General features: G+C 44.7%; 17 protein-coding genes. All 17 read right to left on the reverse strand.

All coding sequences use genetic code 11. From position 1 onward, the window contains the following. Positions 1-52 precede the first annotated feature (52 nt). Positions 53-2,005 carry a tetratricopeptide repeat-containing glycosyltransferase family 2 protein gene (locus tag E6W40_RS18585; RefSeq protein WP_136607133.1) on the reverse strand — a complete coding sequence of 651 codons (1,953 nt, stop codon included), beginning with the start codon at positions 2,003-2,005 and terminating at the stop codon, positions 53-55. 18 nt (positions 2,006-2,023) lie between these two features. Continuing rightward, the gene (locus E6W40_RS18590) at positions 2,024-2,362 is read right to left on the reverse strand and encodes a hypothetical protein (protein WP_136607134.1); all 339 of its coding nucleotides are present in this window, start codon (positions 2,360-2,362) and stop codon (positions 2,024-2,026) included. Beyond that, positions 2,355-2,747, reverse strand: a complete 393-nt coding sequence (gene fliS / locus E6W40_RS18595) for a flagellar export chaperone FliS (protein ID WP_136607135.1) — start codon at positions 2,745-2,747, stop codon at positions 2,355-2,357. The genes E6W40_RS18590 and fliS overlap by 8 nt, the downstream gene beginning before the upstream one ends. A gap of 20 nt (positions 2,748-2,767) precedes the next feature. Next, positions 2,768-4,240 carry a flagellar filament capping protein FliD gene (fliD, locus tag E6W40_RS18600; protein WP_136607136.1) on the reverse strand — a complete coding sequence of 491 codons (1,473 nt, stop codon included), beginning with the start codon at positions 4,238-4,240 and terminating at the stop codon, positions 2,768-2,770. A 14-nt stretch (positions 4,241-4,254) separates the two neighbouring features. After that, positions 4,255-4,623, reverse strand: a complete 369-nt coding sequence (locus E6W40_RS18605; RefSeq protein ID WP_246073103.1) for a flagellar protein FlaG — start codon at positions 4,621-4,623, stop codon at positions 4,255-4,257. Between the two features lie 155 nt (positions 4,624-4,778). After that, complete coding sequence (locus E6W40_RS18610) at positions 4,779-5,549, reverse strand: flagellin N-terminal helical domain-containing protein (protein WP_136607137.1); 771 nt, start codon at positions 5,547-5,549, stop codon at positions 4,779-4,781. 144 nt (positions 5,550-5,693) lie between these two features. After that, the gene (gene csrA / locus E6W40_RS18615; RefSeq protein ID WP_136607138.1) at positions 5,694-5,927 is read right to left on the reverse strand and encodes a carbon storage regulator CsrA; all 234 of its coding nucleotides are present in this window, start codon (positions 5,925-5,927) and stop codon (positions 5,694-5,696) included. Next, the gene (fliW, locus tag E6W40_RS18620; RefSeq protein WP_246073104.1) at positions 5,927-6,340 is read right to left on the reverse strand and encodes a flagellar assembly protein FliW; all 414 of its coding nucleotides are present in this window, start codon (positions 6,338-6,340) and stop codon (positions 5,927-5,929) included. Before fliW ends, csrA begins: the two co-directional genes overlap by 1 nt. Before the next feature lie 109 nt (positions 6,341-6,449). Then, on the reverse strand, positions 6,450-7,355 hold the full coding sequence (gene flgL / locus E6W40_RS18625; RefSeq protein ID WP_136607140.1) for a flagellar hook-associated protein FlgL: 906 nt from the start codon (positions 7,353-7,355) through the stop codon (positions 6,450-6,452). 20 nt (positions 7,356-7,375) lie between these two features. Next, positions 7,376-8,932, reverse strand: coding sequence for a flagellar hook-associated protein FlgK (gene flgK / locus E6W40_RS18630; RefSeq protein ID WP_136607141.1), 1,557 nt, complete (start codon positions 8,930-8,932; stop codon positions 7,376-7,378). 14 nt (positions 8,933-8,946) lie between these two features. Next, on the reverse strand, positions 8,947-9,447 hold the full coding sequence (locus E6W40_RS18635; RefSeq protein WP_136607142.1) for a flagellar protein FlgN: 501 nt from the start codon (positions 9,445-9,447) through the stop codon (positions 8,947-8,949). A 9-nt stretch (positions 9,448-9,456) separates the two neighbouring features. Continuing rightward, entirely contained in the window at positions 9,457-9,741 is a 285-nt protein-coding gene (gene flgM, locus E6W40_RS18640) for a flagellar biosynthesis anti-sigma factor FlgM (protein WP_136607143.1), read from the reverse strand. 184 nt (positions 9,742-9,925) lie between these two features. Continuing rightward, positions 9,926-10,336, reverse strand: coding sequence for a TIGR03826 family flagellar region protein (locus E6W40_RS18645; protein ID WP_136607144.1), 411 nt, complete (start codon positions 10,334-10,336; stop codon positions 9,926-9,928). A 195-nt stretch (positions 10,337-10,531) separates the two neighbouring features. Beyond that, positions 10,532-11,392: a ComFC family protein gene (locus E6W40_RS18650; protein WP_136607145.1), complete on the reverse strand. Its 861-nt coding sequence runs from the start codon at positions 11,390-11,392 to the stop codon at positions 10,532-10,534. A gap of 140 nt (positions 11,393-11,532) precedes the next feature. Beyond that, positions 11,533-13,650 (reverse strand): ATP-dependent helicase ComFA, encoded by a 2,118-nt coding sequence (locus tag E6W40_RS18655; protein WP_136607146.1) that lies wholly within the window; start codon positions 13,648-13,650, stop codon positions 11,533-11,535. A 612-nt stretch (positions 13,651-14,262) separates the two neighbouring features. After that, positions 14,263-14,646: a hypothetical protein gene (locus E6W40_RS18660; protein WP_136607147.1), complete on the reverse strand. Its 384-nt coding sequence runs from the start codon at positions 14,644-14,646 to the stop codon at positions 14,263-14,265. Positions 14,647-14,815: 169 nt separating this feature from the next. Next, positions 14,816-15,538 (reverse strand): response regulator, encoded by a 723-nt coding sequence (locus tag E6W40_RS18665; RefSeq protein ID WP_136607148.1) that lies wholly within the window; start codon positions 15,536-15,538, stop codon positions 14,816-14,818. Positions 15,539-15,541: the final 3 nt, after the last annotated feature.

Below are 15,541 nucleotides of genomic sequence, written 5' to 3' on the forward strand. Positions count from 1 at the left end.
GAGCTGTCTCTGTCGTGGGAAATCCACTTATGAGACAGCCCCTTTGATATTTTCATTTCATGTTCAAAAAGCCCTTCAAAAACGATATAGAACTGAATTGTGGGAATTCTTTTAAAAACCGCTCGATTAATGTTGTTTTACAACCACTACTTGTATGTTGAATCAGCGTCCTGTAGAGATGACGCGCTTTAGGCTGTAATCGAACAGCTTCTCCTAAAAATTCAACCGTTTCCGTACTATAACCATGATTAGCATGATAGAAGCCCAGATTCTCTAAGCTTGTCTCATCTAATTGCTGCTGCGACAGTAAAATAGAATAATAGCTCATTGCCGTTTCCACTTGATTCAGACCATAGAAATAGTTAGCGAGCTGGTTGACTAATTCCGGCGTTTGTGTGGATTGAATGAATTGGTCAAAACATTCATATTGCTCTAATATAAATAACTGCTTTGCTATTAGAAAAATATCGTCCGCATATTCGGTTAGCAGTAAGTCCCGAACCTCTTCTTCAGACGTAATTGAAGCAATCAATGAAAGTAACCTTTTAAACTTATCTTCTGTTTTGCGTAAGTCTATAGCCATTTTCAAGATCTTATTATCTTTCCAGAGTAGTGATCCAACAGCGATTTGGATCCATAACTGTTCTATATCCCCTTCTTCAATAAGCATCATCGAATATTTAACCCACATGTCATGGTTATATTTCACTATGCTAAGCCGAAGATGATCCTCTAATGAAAGATCCTCCTGATCAATGAATGACTCGTAATAGTCAACAAGTTCCTTACGACCCAAACCCAGGGAAACTCTATATAACAAATTGGCTTCAGCCTTATTATGTCTATCATAGATTTGATCCAGAAAGTGAATAATTGATTCAGGTTGTTCATTATGATTCAACCACTCCACGAGTTTTAACAAAACCCTTGGGTTTTTAGTATTCTTATTCAATAATTTAGATAACCAATAGATTGCTTGCTGGTTATCGTTTATCTTGAAACTGACATTAACCAATTGCTGTACAGGCATCTCAAAACTGTACATTGGATCCACCAGCCATATTTCTTGGCTCTTAGCTGCTCGGCTTTCAGCAACTTCCACAGCCTTTTTGTATTGCTCAGCCGCTTCCGAATAAAAGCCCAACGTTTCATAATGAATCCCTTTAATCGAGTAGTATTCGGCGTAATCTGGGAACTCTGACAACTTGCATTCTGTCCATCTCCAAGAATCAACGAGACGATCTTGTTTATAATAGAGACTAATAAGCCCTATAAGGCAATGCGGATACCAAGCCAAAGTCGTGCTCGTTCCCTGGATGGCCTTTTCATAGCACTCAAGTGCCTGCACTTCATCTTGTGCATATCGGTATTGGTTTCCTAGCGTAAACCAGTCATATTCGCTCATTTGGCTATTTCTCTTCATCTTGTTAAAAATGAGCATATTACGTTCATGTTTATTTTTCTCATTAACACGTTGAGTCTGATATCCTGTGTGATAGATAATCAGGTCTATTTTTTTATGATATAACTCCTCCTGAGCTCCACGAGTCAGTTGTTCATGAATGGGCCTTTCAAAGTGGATTCCCATATGGTTAGGGAATAACCTCGTGACTGGAGAAGTCGAAATTTCATCTTGGTACTCTTTGTCCCCAGTGAAATTCACAACAGGGAGCGTGTATGCTAAATAACTCAATGGTTTTTCATCATTCAAAAATTGAATCCACTGATTGTGCTCGTCCACTGCTAAATATTCATCCGCATCCATTACAAGAATCCATTTTGCGGTCGCATGTTGTAGAGATACATTCCTTGCAGCTGCGAAGTCATTTGTCCAATGGTAATCAAAAATCAAATTAGTGTATTCACTCGCAATTTCTTTGGTTCGATCCGTCGACCCTGTGTCAACGATAATAATTTCATCCGCAATATTTCTCACACTGTCTAGGCACCGCGGAAGTAACTCTTCCTCATCCTTTACAATCAAACATACGCTCAAACGTTTCATAATTTTTCGTCCTTCGAGTTATTTCTTACGGTCAAAAAACATGCTGTCAGGTGAGTAATCAGCCTGGTACGCCGATCTCTGGACTTTGATGGTTTCTTGTCTAAGCAACCAATCCCCCGCTTCTTTTTTCAAACGATTCATCCTAGTAAGAATCGCATGATCAAACTGACATAAATTTTTCAGCTCGAGCTTGTTTTCTTCCGAAAGATGAGTTTTAACTGTTTCAATCTTACGGACGATTTCTTCCCTCTTATCAGAAAACGATGCGAGATCCTTATACTCTACTCGATCAATCCGTTCAACAATGTCCTTTGTCAAATGTACCAATTGATGGATATAAGGATTAGCCTCACTCATTATTCTGCTCCGCAGCGGTATTCAGTGACTTACTAGCCGTATCCCATGCCTCACGCAATTCCTGGAGATGGGATACGATTTCTTTGGCTGGATCAGTGCTTTTTTTCATATTTGCCTGGATTAATTGGTAGACCATATATTCGTATACTTGGTGCAACGTTTTAGCAATAGGATAATCATAATTAAGGGCTGCAATCAATTCATGTATGACGGCCTGAGCCTTACACAGATAAGTATTAGCCTTCTCATAGTCCCTTTCCTCAATTCCTGAAATCCCCATTCTCACAAAGCGTATGGCACCATCATATAACATAAGCAATAATTGTGACGGGGGAGCGGTTTGCAGTTGTGTCTGTTGATATTTTTGATAAGGTGTGTTAATCAAACCCATTCTCTCCTTTTGGATCAGGATAACATGCTCGTCAAACTCGACGATACACTATTGTATTTATTCATTGCCGTCTCCATAGCTGTAAACTGTTGATAATATCTATTTTCAATCAACGTAAGTCGATCATTCATAGCATCAATACGATCATCCAAATTCCTCAATTGGTCTCCCATCTCACTTTTAGGAAGAAAGGCAGTCGTAAGGTCGCTGCTATAACGTGACGTTCCCGCGCGGTCAGATATGCTCTGTAAGGAAACAGATGTTATTTTTTTTAGTCTGTTAAAAATTCCATCCTTGCTGTTACTACTTACGGTTGCAGTAGCATCTGTTTGACCGAATAAGGCTGAGGCTCCTTCAGGATTTTTTTCCAATGCGGCTCTGAGCTTCTTTTCATCCAATACAAGCTTACCATTTTCACTATAGGTTCCAGTTGTTATTCCGAACTCTGTTATATTTAACTTTTGACCGTTTGGTAATACGACGTCCGAGATCAGAGCTGATCTCATGTCACTAATCGTTTTGTTGAGAATGGAATCGCCCTTGAGCATCCCGCTTTGTGCTTTTTCTTCCCATAATTTGATTTCATCATCTTTCATGTCCGCTTTTTGTTCGGCTGTCAAAGGAGTGAATTTACGGTAACGCTCTTCACTTGTTTTCTGATTCATTAAGGCTAGAGTTTCGTTATAGGAATCAACAAAGGCTTTAATGGTATCCACCATTTTATCAACATCTTGAGTTATCTCAACTTGGGTTGATTGCCCCGTAGGAGAGATTCCATTCAATGTAATTTCAACACCATTAATCGTAAAACGGTTCGAAGTTTGAGTTGTTGTTATACCATTAATGGTAACGGAAGCATCATCACCTTTTTTGACATCAGCTTGCTTCAACCCAAATACATTGGTAAGAAGATCTCCGCTAAAGGTAATATCCTTGCTACCGGTTTCCTTGCTAGTTAGAGATATTTTACCAGACGATGCATCATATACAGCAGTTACCCCCGCTGTTTTGTCGCTATTGATCTTATTGATTAATGAATCAATGGTATCATCGGGAGTAAAACTGATATTAGTTGATCCGATCGTAATCTGGGTGTCGTTTCCTCCATATATAGAGGAGATCTTTGTTGTTGAAGGCTTGGACCCCGCTGTCCCACCACTCGAAACAACACTAGATGCAGTGGCAAGTTTACCGACGTTTATATTCAGTACGGAATCCGATGCCGCTCCCGTAGCGTTCGCTGTTAACACATTAGAAGCTCCAGTGACTGTTGCCTTTTTGGCATTAATTGAACTGCTGTAGTTTAAATTAGTAAGCTTATCATTAAAGCCAACAAGTTTCGTGCTGACTTGGCGATAACCGTCCCGCTTCCACTCTGTCAGTTGTTTTTGCTGGTTCAGCTTATCTAGTGGCACTCTTTCAGCCTTCATAAGCTGTTTGACCATAGAATCAATATCTAAACCTGATGCCAATCCTGAAATTCTCATATTTGCCTCCTTCGTTATGCCTTTTTATCGATAATCAATCCATTGATCTCCATCATACTCGCAGCAACATCCAGCAACTTTTCTTGTGGAATTTCTCGAATTAAGTCTCCTGTTTCTTTATTAAATACCTTCACCATAATTGCATGTGTTTCTTTATGAACAGAAATTTCAAATGATTTTTCTGGCCCCTGTACAGCCTTAATCGCTTTTTCGAGCTGCTGAAAGGCCTGCGCTTGATCAACTGAAAGTTTAGCTGAATTCATAGGAACAGGTAAACTTGGTGATACAACTTCAGCATTCGAAATTTCTTCTGAATATCCTTTGGATGTACCCTGCTTTCCCAGTCCCATTACAGGGTTGTTGACCGATATCCTATTGTCCACAAAATGTTCCCTCCTTTATATTAAAAGCAAGGTACCGCCTATCTGTTCCATCGATTTAAGTTGTTACTGTATATATCGGCTTAAACCGTTGGTTTATAAAGATAGAACACAAAAAAGAGGCCTTGTATACAAGGCCTCTTTTCGAAGAAAAAATATTAACGCAGTACAGACAGAATTCCTTGTGGAGCAGAATTTGCTTGAGCCAGCATCGATTGCGAAGCTTGCAACAAGATGTTGTTTTTAGACAGAGCAACCATTTCCTTCGCCATATCAGTATCACGGATACGGGATTCAGCTGCAGTCAGGTTCTCAACAGTTGTACCGATGTTATTGGAAGTGTACTCCAGACGGTTTTGAACAGCACCCAATTTAGCGCGTTGTGTAGATACTTTTTCAATAGCAGTTTCAATGCTAGACAGTGAAGTAGAAGAACCAAGCTTGCTGAATCCAGTCGTGCTAATCGAACCGATTGTAATGGAACCTGTAGCTTTATCGTTAACAGTGATTGTAGCACCTTTAGTAATGCTGATACCGTTAAAGGTTGTCTTAGTCATAATGTTATCGATTTGAGCACCCAGTTCCTTCAGCTCTTCATTGATGTTTGCCTTATCGTTAGAGCTATAAGTTCCGCTGGATTTTTGAACGTTCAGTTCTTTCATACGAGTCAGCATGGAGCTTACTTCGTTCATTGCACCCTCAGCTGTTTGTACGAACGAGATACCGTCTTGAGCGTTACGTTGAGCTTGCTCGAGACCACGGATTTGACCGCGCATGGATTCGGAGATGGACAAGCCAGCAGCGTCGTCAGCAGCACGGTTGATGCGCAGACCGGAAGACAATTTCTCCATGTTTTTGCTTGCTGCGTTAGTGTTCAGACCCATGTTACGATGAGTGTTCAAAGCTGGAATATTGTGGTTGATAATCATTTTTAATTTCCTCCCTGAATTGTAAAGTTCCCACATCCTTGTGGTGAACGGTTTGAAGGTCGGCCGCCCGGTTCAAACCTCTCTATAATTTATATCGGAGGTCTCTAAACTTTTGTTAATAGTGAAATCAAATATTTTTTCAGTTTATTTATGGGATTCTTTCCATTCCGAAATTTTACGGAGGAGCTCTTGAGGACCGGAAGAAGCTGCTGCGTTACTCTCCTGAATGGAGAGATATATTTCTTTTCGATAAACCTCAATATCTCTCGGAGCACTAATACCAATTTTCACGCTATCTCCCTCAATTCCTAATATCGTAAGCTCGATGTTCTCGGAAATCACCAGAGCCTCTCCCTTTTTTCTTGTCAGGACAAGCATCAGTCTTCTCCTCCCTTCCAACCGTCATCCTCTTTCAATAACGGATGTTTAGAGTTATATGGTGTTGGGTATAGCACTGCCTGTCTTCCTCGTTTATTCTGAACATTCAGAATAATGGGAGCCATTAAGTTGGCCGTAATCTTCGTGGGGTCATCTCCCCATGTTACAATTGAGCGGACCACCACATCTTCAAGACTTTGAAAATCCAGCAGTTCCTGATCATTCTCAGACAGCTCAAATTCGTACTCATTAAAAAATATAAAAGGGTTGGTGATGATAAAGGCAACCTCTTCATTATCCACCGACTGTAGAATTGAAAAATATTCATCATGGGATTGAATTACATATCGATTATACTGCTCAAAACCCGGTATACCGTTCTTAAACTCGAATATTTCATCTTTAACTTTCATGTCTTCATGCTCCATATTAGGGATATGCATAATAGGGAATTCCTCCTGTAATAAAAAGGCTACGAACGGTAATTGTTCATAGCCTCATTATATCTTTGATCACGATATTTTATCGAATAAAATCAACGAGCGTGGGAGAGATGATTTTCGCCCCTACAGATAAAGATGCCTGATAAATATTAGCCGATACAGAGGACTGAATTGTTAGCTTACCAATATCAGCATCCTCTGTTTTAGATTGCAGCTTTGTAAGATTTAAATCCTCATCACTCAAGCGATTTTGCATCAGTTCTACACGATTGGTTCTAGCACCAACTTCAGCGTGAACGGAAACCATCTTTTGTATACGAGAATCGATATTTGTAGCCTCTTTAGATATGTCGTCATATTTACCATTCTTCATAGCGGTAGATAGCTTATCGATAATATTAAAAATGTTATCATCCTCACCCTTGCTACCAAAAAACTCGTTCCCTGATGTATTGATCTGGAAAGTTACGCCTTGACCTACCGTGTAGTCCACCCCGCTGGTATCCGAGTCAGTCGAAGCTAAAGAATTAGGATCTCCTAAATTATAGGGTTGGATATCATAAGTTTGTCCATTGAAAATATACTTCCCATTATACTGGGTATTTCCCAACTCTCCCAGCTGCTGCTTCAATTGTTGAAGTTCAGATTCAATGCTGTCCAGGGCTGTCTGTGGGTTGCTTCCGGTACTCGCTTGAACTGTCAGCGTTTTAATTCGATTCATAACTTCTTCAGATTGTGACATCACTGAATCGGTAGTATCGAGCCACCCCAAGGCTGCATCAACATTACGCTGATACTGATTATTTGCAGAAAGCTCAGAGCGATAACGAAGCGCGTAAGTGACACCCACCGGGTCATCTGAAGGTTTATTTAACTTACGGCCTGTCGACATTTGATTCTGCTGATCAGACATGACATTTAGATTATGATTCAAATTATGAAGCAGCTGTGTGCTCATCATATTAGAAGTAACACGTAACGACATTCTTTAAACCTCCTTACGGGTTAGCGTCCTACAACGCCTGTTCCGTTAATTAATTTATCCAACATTTCATCGAACGTTGTCATTACTCTTGCGGCAGCAGAATAGGCATGTTGGAACATAATCATATTTGACATTTCTTCGTCGAGGGAAACTCCGCTTACCGACTGTCTTTTTTGATCGACCTGAGTTGTCAATACCAGAGCATTGTCGGCTTGTCGTTTGGCTTCATTGGCTTGTACGCCAACCTGTCCGACAATCGCTTTGAAATAATCATCCACTGTTGTAGGCGCAGTAAGCCCTCCGCCGAAGTCAAACTTTGTATCTTTGAGGTTGGACATAAGAATTGCCAGCCCGTTATTCCCTTTTACGACCTGTTCATTCGGATCTGATCCCATTGTCCTCATAGATGATGCAATTAGACTTGGGTTATCCACAATCGCTTGACTCAAAGTGATATTCGAAGCCGTTATCGGGCCATCACCTTTAGCAGAAAAGAAATCGCCCCCTGCAACAGGCTTACCATCATTCAAACTGTAACCGAGCTTGTGAAGGCCATTAATACCTTTGACTGTTACGGTCAAATCAGAGGATAAGGTTCTCCCTGCTCCGGCATATGTCTTACCATCCAGAATGGTTCCTTCAGGCAAAACAGATCCTGCAGGAATCGTAATCTGAATATCGCCGTTAACAAGCGTATCAGCGAATTGGTCGAGCTGTTTTTGATAATCTGCTACATAACGGTCTCTCGAAACAAACGTACCGTATACCTCACCGCTGTTTAGATCTCCACTTCCGTAAGCTTGCTGAAGCGTTTCAGAACTAACCGGATTTGTAGTGCTACCTTCCACCAAAATCTGGCTTCCCATCGCAACCTGGTATCCATCCGGCATTTCAGTTACCTTTACGTTTACAAGGCTAGATAACTGGTCCACCAGCAGATCCCTTTGGTCGCGCAGATCATTTGCATTATCGCTACCAGAGCTCTCAATACGTGTAATTTGGTTATTTAATTCAGAAATACTTGAGAGCATCGAGTTTAACTTGCCGGCATTTAATTCAACGCTATTAGTAAGATCGCTATTGAGATCACTTAACTGTTTACTAGTATGGTTCAATGCATCGGTTAAAGCCAAAGTTGTTTCTTTAACGATCTTTCGATTGGTTACATTTTCGGGATCCTTACTCAGGTCAGACCATGATTTATAAAAATTATTGATCAGACTGCTAATACCAGTGTCTGAAGGTTCATTTATAATCGTTTGAAGCTTATCCAACGTGTCATATTGAATATTCCAATTACCAAGCGCTTTATTTTCGTTACGATATTGTTCATCCAAAAAAGATTCACGAATACGCTCGACAGATTGAAACTCTACGCCAGTCCCGAGCTGTCCTGGTACTGTTGAATGAGTCATACCGTACGCTTCAATTGGTTTGGAAGCCACCATATTGACCCGTTGGCGTGTGTAACCTGCTGTGTTGGCGTTCGCAATATTATGGCCTGTTGTATTTAATGCAGCTGTTTGGGTAAACAGACTCCGCTTTGCGGTTTCTACTGAATGAAATGTGGAAGTCATATATCCTCCTCAAATTAGGCCCTTGCATCAAATAGTCCGGACCGATTAGAATTGCCCGATTTCCCAGCAGGGTGTGTGTAAGTAGGCTCTTCACCCGAAGTGGCCCCTAGTAAATCTAACGAATAATCTACGAAAGCCAAGGCTTGGCTTATAAGTTGCTGATTCAGATCATTTATTTGTTTCAGTTCATGCAATGTGTTGGCTAGCTCCAACTGTATATCCTTTAGCTGCTGCTTCTCCTGAGGATCAAAGACAAGTCTCAATAACTCCGTTAAATTTAATTTCAGAAGTGACTTGATTCCCTTTTCTCTAAGAAAGATATAGCAGTTTTCCTGTCTTTCTGATTCAAGCTGTTCAATTTTTTTCATATATCGCGACTCATAATTAAGTATTTGAATGAGACTGTCTATATCATTGTTCATGACCGCATTCTTCTTATCTTGAGCCAAATTCAACATCAATTTGTGCTCATCATTCAGTCTGACCAATGATTCAATTAATGGCTGTAATGGCATAAGCGCCCCCTACTTATTCGGAAAAGACTTAAAATACGGCATGAGCTTCTCGGCAATTTTACCTGAATCTACGTGATAGGTGCCGGAGGATACCTGTTGCTTGAGGTCTTGAATTCTTTGAATTCTTTCAGGGTCAGTACTGCGCTCCTGAGCCTCTAGCATTTCAATCGCCTCCGAGGAAATGGATACCTCATCTTTGCGGCGCTCCATCTTCTTCGCTTCCTGCCGCTGGGTCTCCATATTCCGTTGATAAGGGTTAACTCCACCAACTCGTCCGGTATCATTAATTTTCATATCTTCCACCTTCTTTCAAATATATCAGGACACCTTAGCGCGTATCTGCATCCATTTAAACTTATGGCATCCTGGGCGAACCATTTCGTTGAACCAACGTAAAAAACCGATAATCTTTACTAAGTTTATCGGTCATAATTGAGACATTATTTATAGTTGCATGTGTTTTTAGTCCTGTAGTCTGTTATTTATGAAATTTATCGATAACGCGGTAGGTTCCATCGCCCTGTTTTTTAGTACCTGAATCCTTACTTGCTTCATCATGGATAGCCTGATTCAGTTCTTTGGTCAGGCGTGAGCGACAGGAATCGCACATATGGCCTTCGCGAATCAAATTCCCGCAGACTTCGCAGGGATACATTAAATTCGGAGCATTCATCACCGAAATCCTGCCTTCACGGATAAAACGGGTAATTTGCTTAATGGAAACTTCGGTAGCTTCCGAGAGCTCCTGAATCGTCGCGCCCTTCTCCTCACGCAGATAATGAACACATGCTTCATATTCGCGCTCAATCTCCTTAATACAGTTTGGACACATGTCTTTAAAATTAGCCGCGAACAATCTGCCGCAGCGAGGACAGTTTGCCAGATTCACGATTACGCCCCCTTATATTTAACAAATTGAATATGGGAAGAATTCGTCCCATTTACTCTTTGTCTCTCTTAAATCCAGAAGTTATGCATAGAAAATCCTGAATCATACCCTTTTATTTATATAGCTTACATGATTCACAGTTACCTCGTCCATCCCTTTTCATAAAAATGGAATGTTTTTAGCACAACTTGTCGTCTACGACCGCGCCCAGGTCAAGCTAAATATCTCTGTTTTTAATCCATAATAATGCTGTACTGCGTTTTGCATTACACCTGAACAGGTATTAACCGTACTTCCTGTTGTATAAATATCATCTATAAGCAGAATGCGTAAGGCACCCATAGACTGAGGGGTACCTGTTAAACTTCTTTTACTACGAGTAGACCAGTCAAGTCTAATACTATTAATAAATTGCAAGCCCTCTGGATCAATAACAAAAGCATGCTGCATGGATTGAATTCGCTCTTGTCTTGTTTTGAAACTCTGCTTACCAGTGTGCTCGCTTCGTATTAATAGAGGTACGATAGGAATATGATGTATTTTCCCAAGCCCTTCTGCCAGCACCTGCGCCTGATTAAATCCGCGCTCCATCAATCGGGTTGTACTGACCGGAACAAATGTGATCATATCGGGTTTCCAACGCATCTTGGAGGCTGGCTGTCCGGCTCCTGAATGTAAGGCGCTTATCTCCCGTTCCATCTGTACCAAAGTATGACTCATCATGCGAATCAGCAGCTGTGCATACCGCTCATGTCCCCTGTATTTGTATTGGGCAAGCCATTCCCTCATCACGTCGCTGTACTGCACAGCACTGCGATTCAATATAAACGCACGATCCCGTACCTCCATCCGCAAACAATCCGGACAGCCAAAAGCCCTGCCGCAGTAAAGACAGCGTGCTTTGTCAATCCAGGGAATCCCATCCGCACAGCGCTGACAGATTCCCGGCCAATTCCGTACCAGCCTGCTTTTGCCTCCGCATGTAAGGCAGATATCTCCGGGCGGGGTCAGCAAGTTACGGATGAAGTGAGTAAAAGCAAAGGATAATGCGCTCATAAAAAAACCTCCTTGATGGCTGGCTTAGCTTCAAAAATAAACGAAATAAATCCATATCAAGTCATCTTCTCTACCCATAGATAAGTTTTAAGTAGGGAACACTCATGCCCCACGCTATTTAACATAAGTTTGCCGTAATGCTAAGAGTCTTTCAGATAGCCATTCTTCCGTGCAATCCGGTTCATGCTCATAATCTGCTTAACGGCCCTCTTCTGCGAAATCGTCCATTGCGGAGAGGCAAAAACGACTCTTCCCGCTGGGTCCTCCGATGAGCGTCCAGCTCGTCCAGCCATCTGCACGAGTGAGGCTTCGTCAAAAAGTCCGCTGTCTGCATCTGCGATAAAGACATCGCTTCGCGGAACCGTTACACCCCGCTCCAAAATTGTCGTGGTAACCAGCAGCCGGATCTCGCGCTGGCGAAAGCTTGTTACTTTCACTGCGCGAAGCGGATCTTCAGAGGATGTGCCTTCCACACAGTAGGCGCTGAAAATACGGCGGAGGACGGTAACGAGCGGATCAATATGACGGATGCGCGAAACGAACAGGAAGACCTGGGCATCCCGTTCCAACGATTGCCTTAGGGCTTCCGTCAGAGACTTCAACAGCAGCGGCTGCCGCAGACATTGCTCGATGCTTTTCAGTGTAATCCGCTTCGGCACCGGCAGAGGATGGCCATGAAAGCGCACTGGCACCTTGGCATGGATCAGCGTGCCGCGTGCAGCTTCTTTCTGCAGAGGTCTCGGCGGTGTGGCAGACAGATAAACGAATTTCCCGTCCGGCTTGCAGGCATTCTGAGCCGCAAAAGCCAGCATGGGATCATTGTGGTAAGGAAAAGCATCCAGCTCATCAATAATGACCAGGTCAAACGCCTGATAGAATCGCATCAGCTGGTGGGTTGTCGCCAGCGTAAGCTCACCTGCCTGCCACCGCTCGGTACTGCCTCCATACAGCGTGACAATTCGCGTATCACCGAATGCTTTGGCAAGCCGCGGAGCCAGCTCCAACACCACATCCCGGCGGGGTGTGGCCACCAGCACGCGGCCGCCTTGTTCGAGGATCGAGCTGAGCAGCGGAAAGATCATCTCGGTTTTGCCAGCGCCCGTCACGGCCCATAGGAGGAAGCCGGTGGGCGCAGTTTCTTCCGGAGCGTAACTCACAGCGCTTGGTGCACCCTGGCCAGAGGGTGCACCCGCTGCGCCGGGCTGAGCCCGCCCGGCGCGGCGGGGCATGAGCGGCCACCACGCGCGGCCGCTCTTCGCGGCGGAGCCCCTGCGGGGCGGCTCCGCCAGGAAACCCAGCGCAGCGCAGGCGGCATCGCCCTGCGCCGCGCTAAGCCCCCACCGCCCGCGCACCGCGGCGGTGGACTGCCCGGCCGCCCCGCGCACGGCCGGGGGCCCTCCCGCTGCTGAGCGGAGCAGCAGCGAACAGGCGCGGCTGCGCCCTAGAGCGAGGCAGGCCTCGCAGTAGGCGCAGTCCGCGCGGCCGCACGCGGCGCATGCCGTGCGGCTCACGGATTCGCTGCCGCAGCGCCGGCAGCGGGGATGCCTGGCGCGGCCCAGGCGAAGCGGGCCGCGTCCCCAGCGCGGGCGGGCATCCGCCGCCACGCCCGCGTGAAGCGCCAGCCGGCCCTGCAGGCTGGCCAGCTGCGCGGCACTATACCAAGCGCCCGCAAGCATGGGCGCTGATTCCTGCAGCAGCGCATCCACCTCAGCGGCGAGGAGTGACCTGCCCTGCAGAAGCTCACTCAGCAATGCTGCTTGTCTGCTAAGCTCCTCCGCAGTGTTTGCCGTATGTATTGCCGCGTCCATCCGGCCTGCCCCCGTCTGCTCAGCCAGAAGCAAGTGTACAGCTTCCGGAGCCGTCTCATGAATATCCCAAATCCACTGTCTCTGGCTGGAATCACACCCAAATGTAAAGCCGCTTCGTGTTTCCCCTGCTCTTCTGCCAGAAATACCCGCATGCCCACCAAACGCGGCTCCCCTCTTCCCGTTATCGCTTCCTTCATCCCCAAGCAGTTCACAGATCATCCGGTTCCACTTCCCAAGATCCCAGCTCTTCATTCCCGGCTGCTCCCCAAAGCCCTGCTCCAGCTTCACCGCAAGACTGAATGCCATCGCTTCGGCCAGAAACACCACCCTGCCAGGGCTGCCAAGAAGATCTGCGGTCTGCGTCCACCACAGCACATCCACTCTCATATCCAGCGACCGTTTAATCGTCCAGGCTTCCCCATTCCATATGGCATAAACTGCGATCCGCATTCGTTTATCCTCCTTCCTCTACCAAAACAGACCTACTTCTAAAAGTTCAGCAGCCCATTCTATTCATCTATTTTGCTATATTGATTGTGAATCGTTCGCCATGTAAGTAAGAGTCCACTTTTCACCCATTCATGCTCAAAAACTCTTATGCTTCAATGGGTATACGTGGCCTGCGTCATTTCCTTTCGCACTTATGCACAGATATAAACTTCTCAAGCTGCTTTTCTGGCCGATATTCAAAAACTCATCCACAAATTCACAAATTCATCCCCATCATTCACAGGCTGAGGTGCAAATTTCGTATCTTCGGTACGGTTTTTAAATTTTTAGCGATATCTGCCTGTGGGTAATTCCTTCTGCGCCATCATCCATGACCCTAAACGATTTTTTAATCCACAGGAAAGGACGATAGAGCCTCGCTCAACTTCCCCCGTCAGTCTGTTCCGATTCATTCCCCAGAGAATTTCGCCTACCTTCTCTCCTCATCATCGCCCCTGTCTCTCCGAGCTTCTTCCTCCAAACAGCAAAAAAGCACACCACCACGGTTACCCGTACAGAAGTGTGCTTCACATTTTATTTCCCCATATGCCGCTTAGAGCCGCGGGCTTTTTCCTATACATAAGGAATATGCCCCGCTTCATGCGGATTTCGTAAATCAACCATCTTTACATCCGGGTCGGTGGCATGGCTCAGGATTGAAAAATCCGTCGATACAGACATTTCAACGCCAGCGATTCCCTCAAGGCGATCGATAATGCCCAGTGTGTGATCATCCGAATTTACATCCAGCACCGTTATCCGAAGTCTTTTGCCTGTCATCAAAGCATACAAACCAAGTGCCCGGATATACCATTCGATTTGACGCTCATGATTGGAAGTCACCAGAATATAGTGAATCCGGCGTGTATTTTTGCGCCTTTGCCAGGCATGATAGACATGAACCGCGGCAACCGCCAAAGCATACACCGTCAGAATCCATAATAGCGGGGTTAACATGCAGACTCACCTCCCTGTATACCAACACTATATGCCAGTATGGTCAGGTCGGTGAATGTAAGCGCATCATCAGCCCGCACCCTTTTCAGAAGTCACGGCTGCCGCCTATATCCAGTGGTAATTTTCACAATCGTTTACAGTCAAAACCTTTAATTCCATTTACATGAAATTAAAGGGTCACCCATCCGTATTTAATCGAGTTGATAACCGCTTGGGTGCGATCGTCAACCTCCATCTTCTGCAAAATGCTGCTGACATGGTTTTTGACCGTTTTCTCACTGATGAAGAGAAACTCGCCGATCATCTTGTTGCTCTTGCCTTCCGCCATCAGACGCAGCACTTCCGCTTCGCGGCGTGTCAACGGATTGTTCTCGCCCGCTACGAATTTAACGCCTGCTTCACGCACGCCGCTCTCCGTCATGGCACCCGTCTCGTTGAGGAAGGTCATGCGGCGCAGCTGCTGAATCAGTTTACCCGTTACTTTCGGATGAATAAAGGCATATCCCTCTTGTACCGAGCGGATCGCATTGATAAGCGACTCGGCCTCCATATCCTTCAGCAGGTAACCGTTCGCGCCTTTGCGCAGCGTTTCGAATACGTAGCTTTCGTCATCATGAATGGATAGAATAATAACCTTCACATCCGGGAACAACTCACGCAGTTTCTCGGTTGCCTCCACCCCATTCTCGATAGGCATATTAATATCCATCAGCACGATGTCCGGCTTGATTTCATTACAAAATTCCAATACCTGAATGCCGTCCCCGCATTCGCCGATGACTTCAATGTCATCCTCCATATTCAAAATGCGCTTCAGACCCTCGCGAAACAATTGATGATCGTCAGCCAAAAGGACTTTAATGTATGTTTTGCCAGAATCCTTGTTTTCCATCCT

This window comes from Paenibacillus dokdonensis (genome assembly GCF_004916975.1).
Classification (GTDB): Bacteria; Bacillota; Bacilli; order Paenibacillales; family Paenibacillaceae; genus Paenibacillus_AQ; species Paenibacillus_AQ dokdonensis.

Excerpts from the sequence above, each read along its gene's own strand:
- E6W40_RS18585 (WP_136607133.1), bottom strand. The coding sequence starts at position 2,005 with ATGAAACGTTTGAGCGTATGTTTGATTGTAAAGGATGAGGAAGAGTTA.
- E6W40_RS18590 (WP_136607134.1), bottom strand. The coding sequence starts at position 2,362 with ATGAGTGAGGCTAATCCTTATATCCATCAATTGGTACATTTGACAAAG.
- fliD (WP_136607136.1), bottom strand. The coding sequence starts at position 4,240 with ATGAGAATTTCAGGATTGGCATCAGGTTTAGATATTGATTCTATGGTC.
- E6W40_RS18610 (WP_136607137.1), bottom strand. The coding sequence starts at position 5,549 with ATGATTATCAACCACAATATTCCAGCTTTGAACACTCATCGTAACATG.
- csrA (WP_136607138.1), bottom strand. The coding sequence starts at position 5,927 with ATGCTTGTCCTGACAAGAAAAAAGGGAGAGGCTCTGGTGATTTCCGAG.
- fliW (WP_246073104.1), bottom strand. The coding sequence starts at position 6,340 with ATGAAAGTTAAAGATGAAATATTCGAGTTTAAGAACGGTATACCGGGT.
- flgL (WP_136607140.1), bottom strand. The coding sequence starts at position 7,355 with ATGTCGTTACGTGTTACTTCTAATATGATGAGCACACAGCTGCTTCAT.
- flgK (WP_136607141.1), bottom strand. The coding sequence starts at position 8,932 with ATGACTTCCACATTTCATTCAGTAGAAACCGCAAAGCGGAGTCTGTTT.
- E6W40_RS18635 (WP_136607142.1), bottom strand. The coding sequence starts at position 9,447 with ATGCCATTACAGCCATTAATTGAATCATTGGTCAGACTGAATGATGAG.
- flgM (WP_136607143.1), bottom strand. The coding sequence starts at position 9,741 with ATGAAAATTAATGATACCGGACGAGTTGGTGGAGTTAACCCTTATCAA.
- E6W40_RS18650 (WP_136607145.1), bottom strand. The coding sequence starts at position 11,392 with ATGAGCGCATTATCCTTTGCTTTTACTCACTTCATCCGTAACTTGCTG.
- E6W40_RS18655 (WP_136607146.1), bottom strand. The coding sequence starts at position 13,650 with ATGCGGATCGCAGTTTATGCCATATGGAATGGGGAAGCCTGGACGATT.
- E6W40_RS18660 (WP_136607147.1), bottom strand. The coding sequence starts at position 14,646 with ATGTTAACCCCGCTATTATGGATTCTGACGGTGTATGCTTTGGCGGTT.
- E6W40_RS18665 (WP_136607148.1), bottom strand. The coding sequence starts at position 15,538 with ATGGAAAACAAGGATTCTGGCAAAACATACATTAAAGTCCTTTTGGCT.